Origin of the sequence: Paenibacillus mesophilus (genome assembly GCF_005938385.1) — a bacterium.
In the GTDB taxonomy this organism is placed as follows: domain Bacteria; phylum Bacillota; class Bacilli; order Paenibacillales; family NBRC-103111; genus Paenibacillus_AB; species Paenibacillus_AB mesophilus.
Genome location: NZ_VCRA01000001.1, coordinates 577,069 through 596,721, shown reverse-complemented (window position 1 = coordinate 596,721; position 19,653 = coordinate 577,069). Strand labels below are relative to the sequence as shown.

At 53.5% G+C, this 19,653-nt stretch carries 21 protein-coding genes; 13 read left to right on the top strand and 8 right to left on the bottom strand.

Annotated features, from left to right (window positions below; genetic code table 11):
* The first annotated feature begins 199 nt into the window (after positions 1 to 199).
* From FE783_RS02350 to FE783_RS02325, 6 genes are all read left to right on the top strand, one after another.
* Complete coding sequence (locus FE783_RS02350) at positions 200 to 1,135, top strand: GDP-L-fucose synthase family protein (protein WP_138877689.1); 936 nt, start codon at positions 200 to 202, stop codon at positions 1,133 to 1,135.
* Entirely contained in the window at positions 1,132 to 2,400 is a 1,269-nt protein-coding gene (locus tag FE783_RS02345; protein ID WP_138877688.1) for a glycosyltransferase family 2 protein, read from the top strand. Before FE783_RS02350 ends, FE783_RS02345 begins: the two co-directional genes overlap by 4 nt.
* A 277-nt stretch (positions 2,401 to 2,677) precedes the next feature.
* Entirely contained in the window at positions 2,678 to 3,712 is a 1,035-nt protein-coding gene (locus FE783_RS02340; protein ID WP_138877687.1) for a mannose-1-phosphate guanylyltransferase, read from the top strand.
* A gap of 3 nt (positions 3,713 to 3,715) precedes the next feature.
* Entirely contained in the window at positions 3,716 to 4,663 is a 948-nt protein-coding gene (locus FE783_RS02335; RefSeq protein WP_138877686.1) for a GDP-mannose 4,6-dehydratase, read from the top strand.
* A 430-nt stretch (positions 4,664 to 5,093) separates the two neighbouring features.
* The gene (locus FE783_RS02330) at positions 5,094 to 6,500 is read left to right on the top strand and encodes a glycosyltransferase (RefSeq protein WP_238402825.1); all 1,407 of its coding nucleotides are present in this window, start codon (positions 5,094 to 5,096) and stop codon (positions 6,498 to 6,500) included.
* A gap of 71 nt (positions 6,501 to 6,571) precedes the next feature.
* Positions 6,572 to 7,222: a serine/threonine protein kinase gene (locus FE783_RS02325; protein WP_138877685.1), complete on the top strand. Its 651-nt coding sequence runs from the start codon at positions 6,572 to 6,574 to the stop codon at positions 7,220 to 7,222.
* 92 nt (positions 7,223 to 7,314) lie between these two features.
* On the opposite strand, the gene FE783_RS02320 is transcribed toward FE783_RS02325, so the two are convergent.
* Positions 7,315 to 8,226 (bottom strand): phosphotransferase family protein, encoded by a 912-nt coding sequence (locus FE783_RS02320; RefSeq protein ID WP_138877684.1) that lies wholly within the window; start codon positions 8,224 to 8,226, stop codon positions 7,315 to 7,317.
* 37 nt (positions 8,227 to 8,263) lie between these two features.
* The gene (locus tag FE783_RS02315; RefSeq protein ID WP_158301581.1) at positions 8,264 to 8,761 is read right to left on the bottom strand and encodes a DUF4214 domain-containing protein; all 498 of its coding nucleotides are present in this window, start codon (positions 8,759 to 8,761) and stop codon (positions 8,264 to 8,266) included.
* A 350-nt stretch (positions 8,762 to 9,111) separates the two neighbouring features.
* Here FE783_RS02315 and FE783_RS02310 point away from each other — a divergent pair, with 350 nt between their 5' ends.
* The 4 genes from FE783_RS02310 to FE783_RS02295 are packed head-to-tail and all read left to right on the top strand — an operon-like array spanning position 9,112 to position 13,527.
* Complete coding sequence (locus tag FE783_RS02310) at positions 9,112 to 10,458, top strand: phenylacetate--CoA ligase family protein (protein WP_138877682.1); 1,347 nt, start codon at positions 9,112 to 9,114, stop codon at positions 10,456 to 10,458.
* Between the two features lie 32 nt (positions 10,459 to 10,490).
* A complete protein-coding gene (locus FE783_RS02305) occupies positions 10,491 to 11,753 on the top strand; it encodes a phenylacetate--CoA ligase family protein (RefSeq protein ID WP_138877681.1) in 1,263 nt (420 codons plus the stop codon).
* A gap of 45 nt (positions 11,754 to 11,798) precedes the next feature.
* Positions 11,799 to 12,878 carry a bifunctional 3-deoxy-7-phosphoheptulonate synthase/chorismate mutase gene (locus FE783_RS02300; protein WP_138877680.1) on the top strand — a complete coding sequence of 360 codons (1,080 nt, stop codon included), beginning with the start codon at positions 11,799 to 11,801 and terminating at the stop codon, positions 12,876 to 12,878.
* A gap of 43 nt (positions 12,879 to 12,921) precedes the next feature.
* Positions 12,922 to 13,527 (top strand): 4-hydroxybenzoate synthetase, encoded by a 606-nt coding sequence (locus tag FE783_RS02295; protein ID WP_138877679.1) that lies wholly within the window; start codon positions 12,922 to 12,924, stop codon positions 13,525 to 13,527.
* Positions 13,528 to 13,597: 70 nt separating this feature from the next.
* Here FE783_RS02295 and FE783_RS02290 read toward each other — a convergent pair whose 3' ends face one another.
* On the bottom strand, positions 13,598 to 14,119 hold the full coding sequence (locus tag FE783_RS02290; protein ID WP_138877678.1) for a hypothetical protein: 522 nt from the start codon (positions 14,117 to 14,119) through the stop codon (positions 13,598 to 13,600).
* A 192-nt stretch (positions 14,120 to 14,311) separates the two neighbouring features.
* Here FE783_RS02290 and FE783_RS02285 point away from each other — a divergent pair, with 192 nt between their 5' ends.
* Complete coding sequence (locus FE783_RS02285; protein WP_138877677.1) at positions 14,312 to 14,572, top strand: hypothetical protein; 261 nt, start codon at positions 14,312 to 14,314, stop codon at positions 14,570 to 14,572.
* Between the two features lie 222 nt (positions 14,573 to 14,794).
* On the top strand, positions 14,795 to 16,030 hold the full coding sequence (mtnK, locus tag FE783_RS02280) for an S-methyl-5-thioribose kinase (RefSeq protein ID WP_138877676.1): 1,236 nt from the start codon (positions 14,795 to 14,797) through the stop codon (positions 16,028 to 16,030).
* A 164-nt stretch (positions 16,031 to 16,194) separates the two neighbouring features.
* Here mtnK and FE783_RS02275 read toward each other — a convergent pair whose 3' ends face one another.
* The 5 genes from FE783_RS02275 to FE783_RS02255 all read right to left on the bottom strand — a co-directional run bounded on the left by FE783_RS02275 (position 16,195) and on the right by FE783_RS02255 (position 18,750).
* Positions 16,195 to 16,503: a hypothetical protein gene (locus FE783_RS02275; RefSeq protein ID WP_138877675.1), complete on the bottom strand. Its 309-nt coding sequence runs from the start codon at positions 16,501 to 16,503 to the stop codon at positions 16,195 to 16,197.
* Positions 16,504 to 16,559: 56 nt separating this feature from the next.
* Positions 16,560 to 17,264: a tetratricopeptide repeat protein gene (locus tag FE783_RS02270; RefSeq protein ID WP_138877674.1), complete on the bottom strand. Its 705-nt coding sequence runs from the start codon at positions 17,262 to 17,264 to the stop codon at positions 16,560 to 16,562.
* 21 nt (positions 17,265 to 17,285) lie between these two features.
* Positions 17,286 to 17,813, bottom strand: a complete 528-nt coding sequence (locus tag FE783_RS02265; RefSeq protein WP_138877673.1) for a tetratricopeptide repeat protein — start codon at positions 17,811 to 17,813, stop codon at positions 17,286 to 17,288.
* Positions 17,814 to 18,142: 329 nt separating this feature from the next.
* The gene (locus FE783_RS02260; protein WP_138877672.1) at positions 18,143 to 18,436 is read right to left on the bottom strand and encodes a hypothetical protein; all 294 of its coding nucleotides are present in this window, start codon (positions 18,434 to 18,436) and stop codon (positions 18,143 to 18,145) included.
* 68 nt (positions 18,437 to 18,504) lie between these two features.
* Positions 18,505 to 18,750: a hypothetical protein gene (locus FE783_RS02255; protein ID WP_138877671.1), complete on the bottom strand. Its 246-nt coding sequence runs from the start codon at positions 18,748 to 18,750 to the stop codon at positions 18,505 to 18,507.
* Between the two features lie 304 nt (positions 18,751 to 19,054).
* Here FE783_RS02255 and FE783_RS02250 point away from each other — a divergent pair, with 304 nt between their 5' ends.
* Positions 19,055 to 19,303, top strand: a complete 249-nt coding sequence (locus tag FE783_RS02250) for a hypothetical protein (protein WP_138877670.1) — start codon at positions 19,055 to 19,057, stop codon at positions 19,301 to 19,303.
* Positions 19,304 to 19,653: the final 350 nt, after the last annotated feature.

Below are 19,653 nucleotides of genomic sequence, written 5' to 3'. Positions count from 1 at the left end.
TTTTTTTGGCAACCCGATGTAGTTGTCTATACCGCTCGGAGGGTAGTCACATATCGTAAATCAAAGAACTTTAACGGAATTACCACCCTGACTGACGACCGGGGTTTTATGGAACGGCAAGTCCCGATCGTCAGAGAGCAGGTACGTTATTCCGTTAAACTAATTGCCGAAAAAACCGCAATCGAAGGGGAGATTATTGATGGAGCTAGCCGATAAATCGATCGTAGTGACCGGCGGAGCCGGGTTTTTGGGCAAGCATGTCGTGAATGAGCTGCGGCGCCTCGGGTGCGAGCGCGTACATGTACCCCGCAGCAAACAATACGACCTGCGCCAGGAGCAGCACATCGTCCGGATGCTGGACGATTTCCGCCCGGACGTCGTGTTTCACTTGGCTGCCGTCGTCGGAGGCATCGGGGCGAACGAGAAAAATCCGGGATCGTTTTTTTACGACAATCTCGTGATGGGGGCACATTTGATCGAGCATTCCCGGCGTAAAGGGATCCGGAAAATGGTGGCGATCGGCACGATCTGCTCGTATCCCAAATTCGCCCCCGTCCCTTTCAGCGAAGCCGACTTGTGGAACGGCTACCCGGAAGAGACGAACGCCCCGTACGGGCTTGCCAAAAAAATGATGCTTGTTCAGTCGCAAGCTTACCGCAAACAATACGGCTTCAATTCGATTTTCCTGCTGCCGGTCAATTTGTACGGCCCCGGCGACAATTTCGATCTGGAGACGTCCCACGTCATCCCGGCGATCATCCGCAAATGCGAGGAAGCGAAACGGCGAGGAGAGCCGTCCATTACGCTGTGGGGGGACGGAACGCCGACCCGGGAGTTTCTGTACGCCGAGGATGCGGCCGAAGGAATCGTCCGTGCGGCGGCGCTGTACGACGGCTCCGACCCGGTCAACCTCGGATCGGGGCAGGAAATCCGAATCCGGGAGCTGGCCGAAACGATCCGCGAGCTCGTCGGCTACGAGGGTGAAATCGTCTGGGACACCGGTCGCCCGAACGGGCAGCCGAGAAGAAAGCTCGATGTGCGGCTCGCGAAGGAACGGTTCGGCTTCGAGGCCAGAACGGATATGCGGACCGGCTTGGAGCGGACGATCCAATGGTATAAGGAGGAATATTCATGAGCCGCACGGATGATCCAGGGAAGTATCCGCTCGTATCCGTCATTACGCCGTCGTATCAGCAGGGGGCCTTCATCCGCGAGACGATCGAGAGCGTGCTGTCCCAGGACTACCGCAATGTGGAGCTGATCGTCGTCGACGGAGGATCGACGGACCAAACCGTCGATATATTGCAAAAATATGCGCGCAAGTACGGGGAACGGTTCCGCTACGTTTCGGAAAAAGACAAAGGTCAGTCGAATGCGCTCAATAAGGGGCTCGCGATGGCGAACGGAGACATCATCGGATGGCTCAATTCCGACGATACGTATTGGCCGAGAGCGATAAGCCGGGCCGTCTCGGCGCTCGTCAAGCATCCGGAATACGGCCTCGTCTACGGCAAGGCCGACCATACGGACGCAAACAATAAGCATCTGCGGCCGTATCCGGTCGATTCCGGCATCAACCGGGCCCGCTTGTTCGACGTATGTACGATCTGCCAGCCTGCCGTCTTTATGCGCAAGAGCGTTCTGGATGAGGTGGGGCCGATCGACGAAAGCTTGCATTTCTGCATGGACTACGACCTGTGGATGCGGATTGCCGCCAAGCATCGGCTCGGCTACGTGAACCAGTTGATGGCTAACTCGAGACTGCATGACGACTGCAAAAGCGTAAAGCAATATTTTACCGTCGGCCTGCCGGAAATTATCCGCACGAGCCTGAAAAACTACGGAGCGGTATCGAATCATTGGCTGATCCAATATATCGCGCATCATTTGCCGGAGGGCCCCGCATGGCTGATGGAGAAAATGAAGCAGTTTCGCGTATTCGGCATAGGTCCCCGGGTGAGCGCGTCGAACCGCTTCGAGGACGGCTGGGTGCCGCCCCACTGGAAGATGGAAATCGACAACGGCGGCGAATCCGGGATCGAATGCCTGATCATCGAGGGGGATCACCAGCAGCCCCGTTTCGACCGGAAAGCGGGCCGATTGGGCTTGACCGTTTACATCAACGGCGTCCGTCACCGGGAGTACAAGTTCGACGAGGGCACTTTCACGATCAAAATCCGGCTTCGCGATCAAGCGCCTTCCTATACCGTCGAAATCCATTCCGACGCCTCCTTCATCCCGGCCCGATTGAAAGTGAACGACGACGACCGTCAGCTCGGCTTCAAAGTCATGGGGGCCGTTCCCTTAAGCGCGACTGAAGCCCGCATGTACGAGATTTTGCAGGAAGAACCCGCTTCCGTCGGCCAATGGCTCGTAAAACGGCGCAAATTCAAATGGTAGTCGAGGATGCCCGCCGCGGCATCTTTCTTTTTGCTTTGTTGCGAAGCATCACTTCACTTCTGGGGGCATTAAGGGGGGGCTGTTTGGGGGTTTGGAATCGGGGGCTCCCCCAAAAGTAATCGGATTAAGCTCCAGAGGCATTCTTCACTTTTGGGGGACTTTTAAGGCTTGGGCAAGCGCCAATTTCGCCCGCTATCGGCAATACGTCTACGTCGGCCGTGAGAGATGAGCATAGTATATTAGCGTATTCCATCGCTGTAGCGGGGAGGGAAAAGGATTGAAGATCGTAATTTTGGCGGGTGGAGCAGGGACCCGGTTTTGGCCCAGAAGTGTAAGAACGCGGCCGAAGCAGTTCCTCTCGCTCACTTCCCATGAAACGATGCTGCAGCAAACTTACAGACGCTATACGCAATGGCTGCCGGAAGCCTCGGTATACGTCGTTACTGCCAGATCGTACAAAGCTCTCGTCGAAGCTCAGCTGCCGGAGCTGCCCGATGACCGGCTGCTGCTGGAACCCGAGCAGCGGGATACAGGGCCTTGCATCGCATTGACGGCTTATCATTTCCTGTCGCGGGAAGACGATGAAGTGCTCGTGACGATGCCTTCGGACCATTATACGGATGAGCCGGAGGAGTTGGTCATGGCGCTGCGCAAAGCCGAGAAGGCGGCCGAACGCAACCATGCGATCGTCACGCTCGGCGTCGTCCCGACGCGGCCGGAGACCGGATACGGCTATATTCGCACGTCGGAAGTCCGCACGGAAGACGGGCTGCTCGAAGCAAGCTCGTTTATCGAGAAACCTCCTTTGGAAGTGGCGGAGAAGCTCGTTCGCGATCCGGGCATATTCTGGAACAGCGGCATTTTCGTCTGGAAGCCTTCCACGATTGCCCACTATATGAAGCTGCACCAGCCTTTCATCTGGAGTCTGCTGTCGAGCGGAGACGGCAATACGGAGAGCGTGTACCCGATGCTTCCGAAAATATCAGTCGATTACGCCATCTTGGAGAAGGCCGACTTGATCTTGACGCTGCCGGTCAAGTTCAAATGGGACGACGTCGGCATTTGGACGTCGCTCGAACGGATCCAGAAGGCGGACGCCGAAGGAAATATTTTGAACGGCCGCGGTTACGTCCATCTCGAATCGACGAACAACAGCATCATCTACACGGATCATCCGAAGACGATGGTTATCGGCGTCAGCGATCTGATCGTCGTCTCGACCGACGACGGGCTGCTCGTCTGTCACAAATCGGAGGAGCAGCGCATCAAATCCGCGCTGAAAGCCCTCGAACAACAAGAAGGAGGAACTTAACGGATGAAAGCTCTTGTAACGGGGATTTCCGGTTTTGTCGGAAGCCACATGGCGGAATTTTTGCTTCAGCGTAATGTGGAGGTCACCGGAACGATCCGGCAGCGAAGCCGCATGGACCATATCAAGCATCTTTCGGATATCCGCCTCGTGGAGTGCGAGCTGAGGGATCCGTTTTCTGTGGAGCATCTGATCAAGGAAATCAAGCCCGATCTCATTTTTCACTTGGCTGCCCAAAGCTTCGTCCCGACATCCTGGAATTCGCCGATCGATACGATCCACAACAACGTGGCCGGCCAAGTCAACATTATGGAGGCGCTTCGCCGGTTCGATCTGTCGTGCAAAATGCAAGTGGCCTGCTCCAGCGAGGAATACGGGCATGTGGAGCCTCACGAGACGCCCATCCGGGAAACGAATCCGCTTCGGCCGTTAAGCCCTTATGCGGTCAGCAAAGTCGCGCAGGACTATTTGGGTTACCAGTATTACAAGAGCTACGGACTGCCGATTATCGTCACCCGTACGTTCAACCATACGGGACCGAGACGCGGCGAGAACTTCGTTACTTCCAACTTCGCCAAACAGATTGCCCAGATCGAGAAAGGCAAAATACCGCCCGTGCTCCATGTCGGCAATTTGTCGGCCAAGCGGGATTTCACCGACGTACGCGACGTCGTCCGGGCGTATTGGCTGGCGCTCGAGAAAGGGAAGCCCGGCGAGACGTACAACATCGCGTCCGGCAAATGCTGCACGATTCGCGAAATGCTTGATTTGCTGCTGTCCTACAGCAACGCCACGATCTCGATCGAGGAAGATCCGGCCCGCCTGAGACCTTCCGACGTGGAAATCCTGCTTGGCGACTATCAGAAGTTTCACGAGGAAACCGGCTGGAAACCGGAAATTCCGTTCGAGAAGACGATGAAGGACCTGCTTCAATACTGGAGAGACCTACTCTAAGCACCCCCAAAAGTGAAGAAGGCCTCCGGAGCTTATTCCGATTACTTTTGGGGGAGCCCCCTAAGTAACCCCCAAAAGTGAGGCGAACCTTCGGAGCTTATTCCTGGTACTTTTGGGGGAGCCCCCTAAGTAACCCCCAAAAGTGAAGCGAGGTTCATAGCGGAACTATAGTTCGCTAAGCTGGTCGTTTTCCAATTTTTCTTGATAATTACGGAACTCGCGTACGTTATTGGCCTATTTTGCTTGCATCCGGGTCGCTTTACACCGATTTAGCGGAATGTAGTTCCGCTATTAGTCCGGATTGTCCCGTATATAGGCCAATAGCGGAACGAAAGTGCGTTATTCGCCCCGTTGTCCCCGCTTGTACAAAGTCGTAAGACGGTCTGACTTTGTACTCGGCGGCTATCTCAAATGGAAAGGGTGGATATTAATGCGGAGTACCGGTCATCACCGGCAAAACAGACGAGCGTCTACGGCCGTAAAATCGGCGAGGCGGAAAAAGCGGAAGCCGCCGCTGCGCGGCGGGAAGGCGCGGCTGAAAAAGAAGCGCGCTCCCGCACGGAAGCTTTCCAAACGATGGAAGAGACGGAGATGGCTGCTATCCAAGGGCAAGAAGCGGTTTCGCAGAGGACGGCTGCATGCGAGGAGACGGCGGCGGAAGCGCCACTTTGCGAAGGACTCCCTGCCCGTCATCGAGCCGGTTATCGAACGGGAAGCCGAGCCGGAGCCGGGTTACGCCAAAGGGGCCAATATCGTCGGGTTTATCCGGGCCGAGATGGGAATCGGCGAATCGAGCCGTCTGGCCGCCAGGGCGATTTCGGCGGCGGACATCCCGTTCGGCATATTGAACTTCCCGGTTACATCGATCCGGATGGAAGACTTCACTTGGAGGCATAAAGAAATACAGGACCCGCAGTATAAAGTGAACATTATTCACACGAATGCCGATACGCTGAGATCGGTGCACCACCATTTCGGAGCATCGCTTTTCGACAAACGGTTCAACATCGGATACTGGCATTGGGAGCTGCCCGACTTTCCGGATGAATTTTGCGACGGCTTCCATTTCGTCAGCGAGGTTTGGGCGCCTTCCAACTTCGTCGTCGAATCGATCGCCAAAAAATCTTCCGTTCCCGTCATCCGCATTCCGCACGGCATAGAGGTCAATCCGCCCCCTGATATCGGCCGGGCCACCTTCGGTTTGCCGGAAGACAAGTTTTTGTTCTTCTCGATGTACGACACGCACAGCTACCAGAGACGGAAAAACCCGCAAGGCGCGATCTTGGCGTTCAAGCAGGCGTTCGATCCGAAGGATACGTCCGTCGGCCTTGTCGTTAAGCTGAATCATTCGAAGGCGAATCCGTCGGACATTGATGAAATCAACCAATTGGTCAAAGGGTATTCCAATATTTATATTATCGACCGGATTTTGAGCCGAAGCGAAACCGACGGGCTGCTGAATTGCACCGATTGCTTCGTTTCGCTGCACCGCTCGGAAGGATTCGGACTCGGACTCGCCGAGGCGATGTACTTGGGCAAGCCGGTCATAGGGACCTATTGGTCCGGCAACACCGATTTCATGAACGCGACCAACTCTTGCATCGTCGATTACAGTATTGTCGGAGTCGGCGGAGACTGGGGGCCTTACAAAGGTTATCAAACCTGGGCGGAGCCCGATCTCGGCCATGCGGCCCACTATATGCGGGAAATCAAGTACAACCCGGACTTCCGCAACTCCATCGCCTTCAACGGCATGCAGCACATCCGAACCTACTTCTCGCCGCAAGTCGTAGGTCAAATGATCAAGGACCGGCTGGTGCATCTCGGTTTGCTGTAGCTTGCAGCAGCTTGCCGAAGCTTGCGGCCGACCGTTTATCCGGTATTGCGGTCATAAGGAGGTAAACCGTTATGGGCCATTACAGGTCGATATCCGTCACTTCCGAAATCGTCGGAGGCAAAAAAAAGCTGAAAGTCCATAATCCGTCCGACTACCCGATGGTCGGCATCGGAGCTCAAGGCGCCGTCTTCCGGCTGTCCTCCGACCGCTGCGTCAAAGTATACGACGATCCGCGCACCGCCTACTGGGAGAGCAAAGCGCTCAAGATGGCGGAAGGAGTGCCTTATTTTCCGAAGCTGTACGAGACCGGCGATCAATATGTGGTGATGGAATATTTGACTGGACCGAATTTGCAGGATTATTTGGCGGAGAAGCCGGGCTTGACGGAGTCCTTTGCCGAACAATTACTCGGAATCGTCAAGGAGATGAGAAGACTGAAGTTTGCCCGCATCGATACGCGAACCGGACATATTATCGTGACCGAAGGCGGCAAGCTGAAGGTCATCGATCACAGCGGCGCGTACCGGACGGTCCGGAGAGCCCCGTTCATGCTCTTCAAAAGTTTGGAGCGCGACGGTTGTCTGGACGATTTTCTGAAACACGTCGCCGAACGCGACCCCAAGCTGTACGCCAAATGGCGCAGGAAAAGAATAGAAGGCGCAGATCTTGCGGACGTTCCCCATTTGCCGAGTCCCGACAAGCTGCTGAAGAAGGCGACTTGATTGTCGTCTTTTTCTTTGTTCGGGAAACCAAAAAAAGAGGCCATCTCCTAGGAGAGGCCCAAAGCTCGATTCCGATCGTCCGCCGCCGTCCGCTATTCGTCCGGCTCCCGGGCTTTCGCCTTCAACCATGCCAGCCGAAGCGCGAATTTGTCCTTGTCTTTCTTCTGAACGGCATGCAGCATCGAGCTGAATCGCAAAATGTGCGCGTAAAATCCGGTTACCCTGCGGAAAAACGTCCGGTCCGAAGGGCCGTCGTAGCAATCAAACACGGTGTGCGTGAACGATTCCCCGTACGTGAGACACAGATCGTGATAATCATAGGCCGGATCGCCGATCTTGAGCTGTCCGAAATCGATGATGCCGGTAAGCTTGCCGATCTTCGGATCGTGGAAAATATGATCGTTCTTGAAGTCGCCGTGAATGAGACAAGGCTTGAATCTGAAATGATCGGACGGATACAGATACTCGTAGAACACGTGCATGATCCACAACCGTTCCTCTTTATCGAGGAGCGGAAAAACAAGCTGCTCCAAGGCGCGGTAATAGCCGGACCAATTTTTTCTCCAATCCGAACGGAACCGCTCGGTGTCGACGCGCTCCGTCATATCGTCGGCAACCGTATGCAAGGCGGCCAGAAATTCCGCGATTTGCTTCGCAGCGGCTAGCCTCTGCCGTTCGTCCATCTTCTCAAGCCGTTCCGCTTCCAGCGGCTCTCCCGGAATGATCGGATACCCGACGTAACGGATTTTGTCCTTTCGGCCGGACGCGTATGTGAATTGCGGCACCGGCAGCGGCAGCCGCTTCCCGAGCTTGGGCAGCAGGCGCTGCTCGAGTCGCAGCGATGTCGTGTCGGATGTAAGCGGAAACCGGAACACGAGACGATTCCCCACCACGATGACCAGGTTTTGATGGCCGGAAGAAATGACGCGGTAATGTTCTCCGGCAAGCTCCGGGTGCCGCTTGCACAAATGCGCGAACAGCGCTTCCGATTTCTTCGTATCCATCTGAACCGCCTCCGTTCGTTGTGGCTTTGCACCGCTATCAGTTATAAAAGCTGACGATCAATTGATCCAGTACGCGTCTCGCGAACGGGTATTTGTCGAGCACGAGCAGCGATTCGAATTCGTTTGATGAGACGAACCGTTTGAACACGGCCGACCTCGGAGTCCCCCGGTTCAGCGAATCGACGTATCCCGCATAGGCGGGCTGATCCGGTTCGCGGCACAGCACTTCCCGGTAAAGGCTGTGCACGAACGGCTCATGCTTCATGGCGAATATGCGCCGGACCGCGTTGCAGACATTGTCGTTTTTGGTGCCTTGCCGCGGGGGGGCGGACTGCGCGAACAAGCCGAGCGCCTCGTCGGTTTGCAGCAGCGCGATCAAGATTCGGTGCTTGGACGCACCTTTGCGGAGCTGCCTCAGGTGGTGCGCCATTCCTTCCTCGTCCGCCTCCCGGTCCAGAATGCGGCGGTACGCCTCCGTGACGAAAGCCTCATCTTCCAATTGCGCGATTTTGTGCAGCTTGCCGGCTATATTCAAGACAATCCCTCCGATTGGGCAATAGTTCGTCAACCCTAACATTCTCCTTAATCCATCTTATGTCGCGGCGTTCGGATGCGAAACCGTCAAAGGCGGAACACATACGGTTCGGGCTGCCGATAGATGTGCGAATATAGCAGTTCTCTCAGCCGGTTAGAAATATCGGGCATGCATGTTTATACCAATTTTGATCCTAGTAGGCCTCTGTTGATTGTTAACCGATATGATATCCATTACCATTGCGATGAGCAAGAAAACTAGTAGTAGCCGAGCGCCATTTGGCGCGGGGCAAAGCGGATTCCGGACTCCGCGGCGGCTAGAGTTTTCGTCACATGAACAGGAGGGCGCGCATGAAAACCCAATCGCATAAAATGACGGTCTCGGTCGATGAGCATACGTCGCATTTGGAGAAACTGAAATCTTTTTACAGCCAGCTGGACGATGAAGGAGTAACGATTGAGAAGCTGCCGCGCGAAAGACGCGAACAATACCAGTTGAAAGCTATCAACTTGACGCTGCGGCACGTGTGGGAGCATAACGAGTATTACCGTTCCAAAATGGAAGAGGCCGGATTCGAGCAGCCGGAAATCGCCAGCTTGGATCAGCTGCCTTCCGTGCCGCTCTTGAAAAAAGACGTCATCCGCGGAGATAAGGAGAAGCTGCTGTGCGTCAAGCCGAAGGAGATCGGCCAAGTCCACCTGACTAGCGGCACTTCCGGGAAACCGATCTATACGTCTTACACGCTGGCCGATCAATACGTGTACGATTTGCTGCCCAAATATTTGGAGCTGTTCAAGGAGTCGGACAGCGATATCGCCGCCATCGCGCTTCCATACGAATTCGCCCTTCCCGGCCTCGGCTTTCAGAGACTGTTTCAATTTGCGTTCGGAACCGCCATTCTTTCGCTCGGCAAAGGCGGGTATATGGCTCCCATAGACAAGTCGCTGGAGCTGATGAAGGAGTTTCAAGCGACCGTGCTCGTCACTACGCCTTCTTACGCAGCGCTGCTGGCGGAAGAAAGCGAGCGGTTCGGCATCCGGCCGGGGGTTGATATACGTCTGCGCCGAATCGTGCTGACCGGGGAAGGCTGCTCCTATACGTTCCGCGAACGGCTGGAGAAATGGTGGAACTGCGAAGTGACGTTCTTCTACGGTTCGACCGAATGCGGCGTCGTAGCGGTAGAATGCAAGGAGCATAAAGGCTATCACATCATGGAAGGCCACGTCAAAACGGAAATCGTCGATCCCGCCACGGGCGCCCCGCTCGGGTACGGCAAAACCGGCGAGATCGTCGTCACTACGCTGCTGCGCGAAGGCATGCCGATGGTTCGCTACCGCAGCGGGGACATCGGCTATTTGCAAAAATCGAGATGCGCTTGCGGCATTACGATGGATGTCCTGCATCTGAGAGGCAGAATGGAAACGATGCTGAATTTGGACGGGACCGACTACCCTCCGTTCCTGCTGGAAAACTTTCTGCTGGAAATTCCGGAGGTGGGCATGTGGTATCATTTCATTCTCGAGCAAGGCCGCCTGACGATCGAGGCCGAACCGTTCCGCACCGAAATGAGCGACGAGCAGTTGGCTTCGAAAGTTCGCGCCCATATGCAGGAGCGCGTAGGGATCGAATGCAGCGTAGAAATCAAGCGCGGCTTACCGCGGACATTCGGTAAAGCGACTCGGGTTTTTATCAAATGAAGAACGTATCAATTTGAAGGGGAGCGTTCTTAATGTTCAACGACATGAGCGAGCGGGAGCGTAAATGGAGCGATTTGTCGGCCCGTTTAACGAAATCGCCATTGTATAAACAAAAGCTGTCGGATTACGACTGGAACGATATCGGGCCAGACCGTATCTCTCTACTGCCGCTCACCACGAAAGCGGATTTGCGGAAGGCCGGCGCCTTCGGCTATCTTGCCGTCGAAATGAAACAAGTAGCGCAATACCATGAATCATTCGGGACGACCGGCGAGCCTGCCGCCTCCTGGTTTACGATGGACGACCTGGAAACCGGCGGAAGGCAGATGGGTGCTTGCGGTGCCCGGCTAACTTCGGAAGATTTCGTTCTGATCCGTTTTCCGTACGCGATGTCGGTCCCCGCGTTTCTGATGCAGCATGCTTGCCGGCAAGCGGGAGCGGGCGTCGTCCCGGCGAGCGGGCGCAATACGGTTACGCCATACCCCAGGGTGCTGGAGCTTATGAAACGTCTTGGCGTCACGATCATCGCCGGACTTCCGCGGGAAATGGAGCTGCTCGCCGAGACGGCACGTTTGCTCGGTATGGATACGAAGAACGATTTCCCGGCTTTGCGGGCGATTTGTTCGGCGGGGGAATTGCTTGGCGAGCGCAGGAAGGAGCATATCGAGCGGCTTTGGGGCGTTCCGGTATTCAATCTGTACGGCTCCACCGAGACGGCTAATATTGCCGCTATGTGCGAGTATGGCGCGATGCACATCGCAGAGCAAGACTTTGTCGTCGAAGTGCTGAAGGAAGACGGCTCGGGTTATGCTACGCCTGGCGAGAGAGGGTTAGCCGCGATTACGACGCTGTCTCATCAAGCTTCGCCGCTGCTGCGGTATTTCAACGAAGACGTCATCTCCGTAGAGCGGGTATGCTGCGCGTGCGGTCGAACCGGAAGCAAACTGGTTCATTATGGCCGGCTCAAGGACCGGACAAAATTCGGTATGGTCATGCTGGACGCCAAGGACGTTCAGGACGCCGTATACTCGCTCACTCCCGCACCCGATGCATGGAAAGCGATCCAGCAGGAGAATGGATTTCACTTCATTCTCGAATCGCATCGCCGTGCCGAATGGTCGGAGGAGGGAATTCAGACGAAGCTGTCCGAACTGCTGAAGCTGCCGGTCACCGTGGAGATCGCCCCCATCGGAAAGCTGCTTAACCGGGAGGAGCTTACGCAAAACACTCCTTCGCGAAAGCCGGTCTATATCCAGAAGCGTGAAGGCGGCACGGTTGACGCGGCAAACAAATAAAAGGGCAATAGCGAGGAACAAGTGACGATAAAGGGGAGAACGTGCGTGAATGAGCATGTGAACCAGCTGCGAAATCAATTGGACGGCGTCGATCGGCAATTGCTCGTACTCCTCAGCGAACGGGCGCGTATTGCAGGGGCTATCGGAAAAGCGATGGAATCTCTCGGCTTACCCAAATATGATCCGGCGGAGGAGAAGCAGGCACTAAGCGAGATGACCAAGCACAATCCGGGGCCTATCGATCAAGCGGCACTGGAACGATTGTTTAAGGAAATCTATGCGCTCTCGCGGGACCGGCCGCAGACCGGAGGCGGGCGCAAACTGCTCGTAAGCCGCCAAACGAAAAGCGAGGATACGATGATCCGTGTGAAAAATGCCGTATTCGGCGGCGGATCGAATGTCTTGATTGCCGGCCCCTGTTCCGTAGAGTCCCGGGAACAGCTGCGGGCTATGGCGGCGGCTATGAAAAGCGTAGGCGTGGGCATTCTGCGCGGGGGCGCGTTCAAGCCGAGAACGTCGCCGTACGACTTTCAGGGTTTGGGCCCGGAGGGATTGAAAATTTTGAAAGAAGTGGCGGACGAATATGATATGGTTACGATCAGCGAAATCATGACTCCGTCCCAATTGGAGTCTGCAGCCGATTATATCGATATTATCCAGATCGGCGCCCGAAACATGCAAAACTACGATTTGCTGAAAGCAGTCGGGCAGATGAACATGCCCGTGCTGCTCAAGCGCGGCATAGCCGCCACTCTGGATGAGTTCGTTCTGGCGGCTGAATATATTATGGCCGGAGGAAACGGGCAAGTGATGCTGATCGAACGCGGTATTCGCACTTACGAGAAATGGACCCGAAATACGCTTGATATATCCGCAGTTCCGCTCTTAAAGCAGGAAACCCATCTGCCCGTACTCGTCGATGTGAGCCACTCGACCGGGCGCAAAGACATTTTGCTTCCTTGCGCGAAAGCGGCGCTTGCCGCCGGCGCGGACGGCATTATGGTCGAAACGCATCCGAATCCGCAGGCAGCGCTGTCCGATGCCGCTCAGCAAATTAATATCGACGAGTTTTATGCGTTCTGTAACGGCCTTCGCGGGTCCGGCTTGTACGGAGGCAAGATGTAGAGAGGGATCAAGCTGCTTCCCGACGGATAATGGAGGGGTGTTCATGACGGAGGCGAAGTTTGAGGGCATGGATGCGCGCCATGAGAGAGCCGTATTCGATTTTTTGGAGAAGCTGATGTTCGAAATATTGCTCAGGACAGACGGACGTACAACGGATATACTTGAAACGATTTTGGACGATAAAATGACGGTCCGCGTCCTTTCACAGGAGCAGATCGAGGCGGGGGATTTCGAGGAATCGGGCGAAATCTCCGGAGCGCCTTACTACAGAAGAGAATCGATCTTGATCAGCGAGAAGAGCAACTTCGTCGTTTCCCACAATATTGCGCTCGTCTGTTCGAAATACGTGCCGGCTCCCCTGTTTGAGGCGCTGACAGCCAGGCAAGAGGGGATCGGCAAGGCGATCAGCAGGCTTGGCTTGCAAACTTCGCGCAGGCTGGCCGATTCCGGCTGGAGAAGCGGGGCGGAGCCGACCGGTTTGTTTCAGAAGCCGTTCAAGCCGTACTTCTCCCCGGTAAACGCACACTCGCCCTATAAAAAGTACTGCATTTATTTTGATACGGTTCCAGGCATACACATGATTGAATATTTCAATCCGCAAATGATCCGTCACCGGCTGAACCGGTTCATGAATGAACAGCATGGATGATGGTTGCGAAAAGACCCCAAGTCTTGACGACTTAGGGTCTTTTATATTTCGGGGTCCCCGCATATCTATCCTATTTTTTTCTTTCGAGTTTGGCGAGACGCTGCAGAACGGATTTCGCTTCGTCCGGTTTTCCTGTATTTTGATAGGCTGTGGCCAGATTTCGCAATATTTCTATGACTTGCTTTTTGGAAAGATAATTGGAGTCTTCTTTATAACGGTCCAGCAGGAAAGTGAAATCCTCGATTGCCGGTTTCATGCTTTGAAAATAAGCTTCCGGCAGCCTCACACATACGTTCGCGCGCAACAATCGGATTCTGCTATGGTTGGGATCCATCGTAATGGCCTTATCCAAAGCGTCCAGACCTTGTTGCGCGATCTCCGCTTTTTCCAAAGGTTGAACGGCATCCCGTGCGAGCAGAGCCAGAGTGCTGCCGTAATAGGCTTCGATAAGCGCATTGTCCGTTTCCTTGACACGAAGCTTGGCAAACTTTTCGTACGCCCCTTTCACCGCTCTTTTATCTCCGTCAACCCCTTTTTGATGGAGTTTGATAGCTTCCTTGAACAGTTTCTTAGGGTCCGTGTCTTTCCCCATATGTTTATCCACCTCCTCATGCAAAATGGCATATGTAACAATTTATGCTGAACAAGCATGCCCCGTGTTAGGTATATGTATTGGCAAGCATTCGGGTGCATATAAAATGGTCGACTTATCCTGCTGCATTTGTCCGAGTCAAATTTCGTATTTTTGCATCTCATATAGAGAAATCGTAAAGGAGGGAATAGCATGGCTGAAGAGAATGCGATTGAAAAAGACGTTATGGAAGGCGCTGCCGCCGACGAAGTGAACGCGGCTAATGCGAACGCGGATAAAAAAGTCGTAGAGAAAAAAGCGAAGATAGTGGAACAAGCTCAAAAGAAACTGGTAAAAGCGCAAGAGAAAGCAGGAAAAGATGAGGGGAAATATGCGAAGAAAAAAGCAAAGATAGAGGAAAAGATGCAAAAGAAACTGATGAAAGTACAAGCTAAAGCAGGACAAGGAGAGTAAAAGAGCGGAGAAGGCGCAAAATAAACCCCGCGGCCACGTATTGCACCCCTTGAAGCAGACATACATTGGAGAGCTACTTGGGTAATAACCGATGAACTTTAGGGGGTGCCGTTGTGTCGCGATCCGGCTCCATCCCCCCGTGCAAGGAGGGCTTATTTGACGTTCTCTCCATTCTGCATACGCCGATGTCTCTTGTTGACTTACAGGGAGGGGATTCGAAAAATGAAAGATTATCACGTCTTAACGCCAGAGGAAGCGGTCGAGTACGTACGCGGCATCAAGGATGTATTCCCGGATGGTGCGCAGCTGAAGTCAAGGGAGATCGGCGACGGTAATCTTAATCATGTGTTTCATATATCGGATCCGGCATCAGGGCGAAGCTTAATTGTAAAGCAAGCGCTGCCTTACGCCAAGGTAATCGGCGAAGCGGTTCCCTTGACGCTGGATAGGGTGCGCATTGAGAGCGAAGCTCTGAGCATTCAAGGCAAGCTTCGTCCTGATCTGACGCCAAAGGTATACGCGTACGAGCCGGATTTGGCGTTAATGGTCATGGAAGATTTAAGCGATCATACTCCCATGCGCCGCGGACTGATGGAGCGTGGCCGGTATCCGTTGTTCGCCGGGCATATCGGATCATTCTTGGCGCAGACGTCGTTCTTCACCTCGGATCTGGCCATGGACCAACAGGAGAAAAAACTGCTGGTGAAAGCGTTCATTAATCCGGAGCTTTGCAGTATCACCGAGGATCTCATCTTTTACGCTCCTTATACGAAGTCCCGAATGAATCGGTTCGAGCCTCAAATCCGCGATGCCGTTGAACGCATATGGGCGGATACGGATCTGCATCTTGAAGTCATGCTGCTGAGGGAGAAAATAATGACGAAAGCAGAGGCTCTGCTGCATGGCGATTTGCATACGGATAATATATTCGTCAAGCCGGATTCGACAAAGGTCATTGATCCCGAATTTGCTTATTACGGCCCGATGGGCTTCGATATCGGGACGGTTCTTGCTAATCTGCTGCTGAACTATTCGGGCCAAGAGGGCTGGAGCGCGAACGAGACGGAGCGCACCGATTACCGCCGCTACCTGCTGGATACGGTGCGCGATTTATGGACACAATTCGAGCTTCAGTTCCGCGAGCTTTGGAACGGGCATGCGGCCGACCGGATGGCGAGGACGCGAGGATATCAAGATTTGTATATGGCAAGACTGCTGCAGGACACAATCGGCTTTGCCGGGGTGTTAATGGTGTGCCGCGTCTACGGTTTTATCCATGTCGCGGACATCGACCGCATTGATGATGCGGCTGCCCGTGAACGCGCGCAGCGGATCGCGCTGGAGATTGGCGCGGCGTTAATCAAAGGGAACCGCTCCGCCCGCTCCATCGAGGACTTGTTGGATATCGCCTTGGAAGCCGCAAACCGCGGAAACGGCGATTGCCTTGGACGGCAATAAATTACAGAAAAAAGACGACTGCTCATTCTAACTGAAACAGAGTCGTCTTTTTGTTTCGTCGTTGCCGATCACTCTATGAAACGATGCATTCCATAGAGCGCGGATAAAAGGAAAAGGCCCTCAGCCGATTGACGGCCGGAGCCCTTCTGTGCAGAACCATAGTTTTATTTCTCACCCTTCGATCGTTGCGTCCGCGCAGATTTCTTTGACGCTTTCGATTTCTTGTCCTCCGGGGAGAGTGACTTCACGCGCTCTATTCCTACCGACATTAAGTCTTGGCCGGTCGCCATGACACTGCTCTTCAAAGCTCCGGTGAGCGTTCCCAATTTGAGACCGGCCGTTTGATTTTCGTCGCTCGTCACATTCATTAGCTGGCTGCTGATGTTGGAAGCCCCGCTCTTCAAAGCAGCTCCGGCGAGAAATACGATTTCATTTTTTAATCCTTTGAAGACTCCTTTTATCAAATCTGACATATGCCTCACCTCCTTTCGAGGTCCCGTTTGACTCGGCATAGGGGATGATTCGCGCTCTAGTGCCGCTTTTTCTTCTTGCGGCGTTTGCGCTCCCGGCGTTCTTCTTTTTTCTTATTTTCTTTCACCCAGTTGAGGATTACAGTACCTGCGGCTCGCGCGGTTCTTTTCATCAAGAGCGAGGTGAGACTGTCGTTGGATTGGATGTGCTCGACCGCAGGTCTGCCTTCCAAGGATTGCAGCTTTTGCCTGAGAAGCTGCTTGAATTCCGGATCTTGCGTTTGCTGCTCCAGCTTGGTCCAGCATCTGGCCGCATCCCCGTTCCGACCGATTCTGCGATGCGCCTCGCCGAGCTCGTAGGTTAGTTTCGTATAGTCGATGCTTCCGAGCTTGACCTGGTGATTGATCACGAAATTATAATCATCGATCACCATCTGCGTCCGTTGGAAATGCTTCTCCGGCAGCCTGTATGCGGACTTGCCGCGAAGATATCGGATTCTGTTGTCGTTCGGAGCGGCTGCTACCGCTTTATCGAGAAGCTTTAAGCCGTTTTTCGCCCATTTCAATCTTTCGAGCGGCTTTGTTCTATCCTTGGCGATTAATAGCATGATGCTGCCATGGTAAGCGTCCGCAAGAGGGTTGTCCGGATAGTCCTGCCGCAGCCTTTCCAGCAGCTGGTTCGCTTCTTGGACGGCGTTTGCATTGCCTTTCGTGCCCTCTTTATACAGCGATTTAATCCTGTCGAGTCTCTCATCGAATGTCAATGGTCTACTCCCTCTCTTTTCTTATGATTTTTTGTTCCGCTCCAATGAAGCGAGACGCTGCAAAACTGCCTTGGCTTCGTCGGGTTTTCCCGCATTTCGGTAAGCGGCGCTTAAGTTTTGCGTGATCTCGCGCACTTGATTCGGAGTAAGGTAGCCGGAATTCTCTTTATAACGGTCTAGCAGGAAGGTGAAGTCCTCGATTGCCGTTTCCGAACAATGGAAAAAGGACTCCGGCAGCCTTACACAAATGTTCCCGCGCAGCAGCCGAATTTCTTTGTGATTGGAGTCTAAAGAAACGGCTTCATTCAATACGTCCAATCCCTCTTGCGCCCTATCCGCTCTTTCCAAAATTTTTACGGCGTCCCGGCCCAATAGAACGAGAGTACTCCCGTAGTAGGCTTCGATTAGTGCGTTTTTTGGCTCGGCCTCACGAAGCTTCAAGAGCATCTCGTTTGCTTTGATCACCGCTTTTTTGTCTCCATCCACCCCTTTATTATGGAGTGTTTTGGCTTCCTCGAATTGTTTTGTGTGGGCGCTCTGAACGGCCATTCCTATCGACCTCCCAATGATATATCCGGCGGAATGACGCTAATAGGGCATACTTTTTGCGCCGGAGAAACACAAAACGAGAAATGATAACCGTATGATACGATATGTGCGATCCCCTTATAGCGGTTGGATGAAACACTCGGTTTCTTATAAATGTATGTATGTCCAAGTCTAGCATCCGACATAGAAAAGTTCGGAGTTGTAATGCGAGGCTATTGGCGTTGAATGCAGGTGACTCTGCGGGCATGATTCCTTGCGATCGGACGATAGCTCGTAAACTCATATCGTCAGCGCCTATTAGCCTATCATGCCCGCCAATCCAGGGTGCGTTATTGTTTTTTCGCTTTTTGTTTCATCCGCTCGACTTGGTCCACTCCGGACTTTATCATTTGTTCACCGGCATGCTGCACACCGCTCTTAACGGCCGATATAAATTTTCCTAAAGAAATATCGGATGGCTGAACCGAATCCGATTTTGATAAATCCTCGATGATGTTCTTGCCGGTTACATTCGCGCCGTCACTAACAGCTTTTGCATAGCTGTCGGCGAAACGGAAAAATTCCTTCTTGATTTCCCCCAAAATCCTCGAGAAATTTTGACTGCCCTTTTGCATTTGCTTCACCCCCTTATGAAAGCTAAAGGTCCGGACTTAACGGGATGCAAGGGTGACGCGAGGCTTGCGGATCGTCTTCATTTAGCAGACTTGCCCTTGCCTCGGCCATTTTGCTCCGACGGAGCAGGGATCAACTCCGCCTCGGGTTTGTTATCCAGCATGGGGGCGGACATAGTTCCCATAGCATGCATTTTCTCCTCCATATATAATTTGATGACTGCAATAATTACCCCCACCACAAGAACAAAGGTAATTACCCCGCTTAATGTCAGGCCGAGTATAAATAGCGCCTTGTCCGCAAATCCCATGTTCTTGGTATTCAATATCGTTCTCGCTCCCTCTGTTTGATTATGCTTATCTGCATCGATGCTTTCGGTCGTAATATGCCCTGGAAGGGGCAAATTCCAGCCTGTTACAATCAACTAGTTTGAGTTCAGTATATGTACATCTATCTGCGATTTTTATAGGTACCCGCACAATGTTCGGATGTTTCCGCTTCAGTCTATTTCGCATGCGCAGAGCGGTTCATAACTTATGAGGGACAAAGCCGATAGAGCGGTCGTACCGCTCATGGATTGTCCAGGATCGGAGCGTTGTCGCCCAACTTTATAATGGGAGGAGTTTTCAATGAAAGCTACCGAAAATGACCTCGAGTGGAGGCAGTTCGTCCGCAAGGAGCTCGAGAGCATGCAGAACCCGGGAAAGACCGAGCAGGACCGAGCGTCTAATAAGGCCGAATCGCAGACGGGTGGGCTTCCTTCGCTGGATCAAGCCGCATCTCTCATCATTGAAAAGGTGCCCTTTGAACGTTTGCTCGAATCAACAATGAAGTTTTTTATGAAAAAATCGAAGAAAAAGAAACGCCGAAGAAAATAAGAAAAGCCAGTGGGCACCCCTACTTGCGCTCTGGACTTATCGGACGGGCTATCCCGCCGAAGGATAGGGACGCAATGATTTAAGCCGAATGGATGCGAGGCATCGAAATCGCGATCGAATCGGACAGGCAAACGGTATGTGAATCTACAGCGCGAATCGGGGCTGTACGGTTTCGCTTAGCGGTAAGGGTACAAAGAAGCCGGTGAAATCCCCAATCGGATTTCGCCGGCTTCTTCATGATGGGTCAAACGCCAATTTATGCGCCGTAGGGTTAACGGTCCAAGTACAGTTTCTTCGGGCGCATATGATGGGATATATGTCGGAAAGCCGCGCTATAAGCGGCGTTTCCA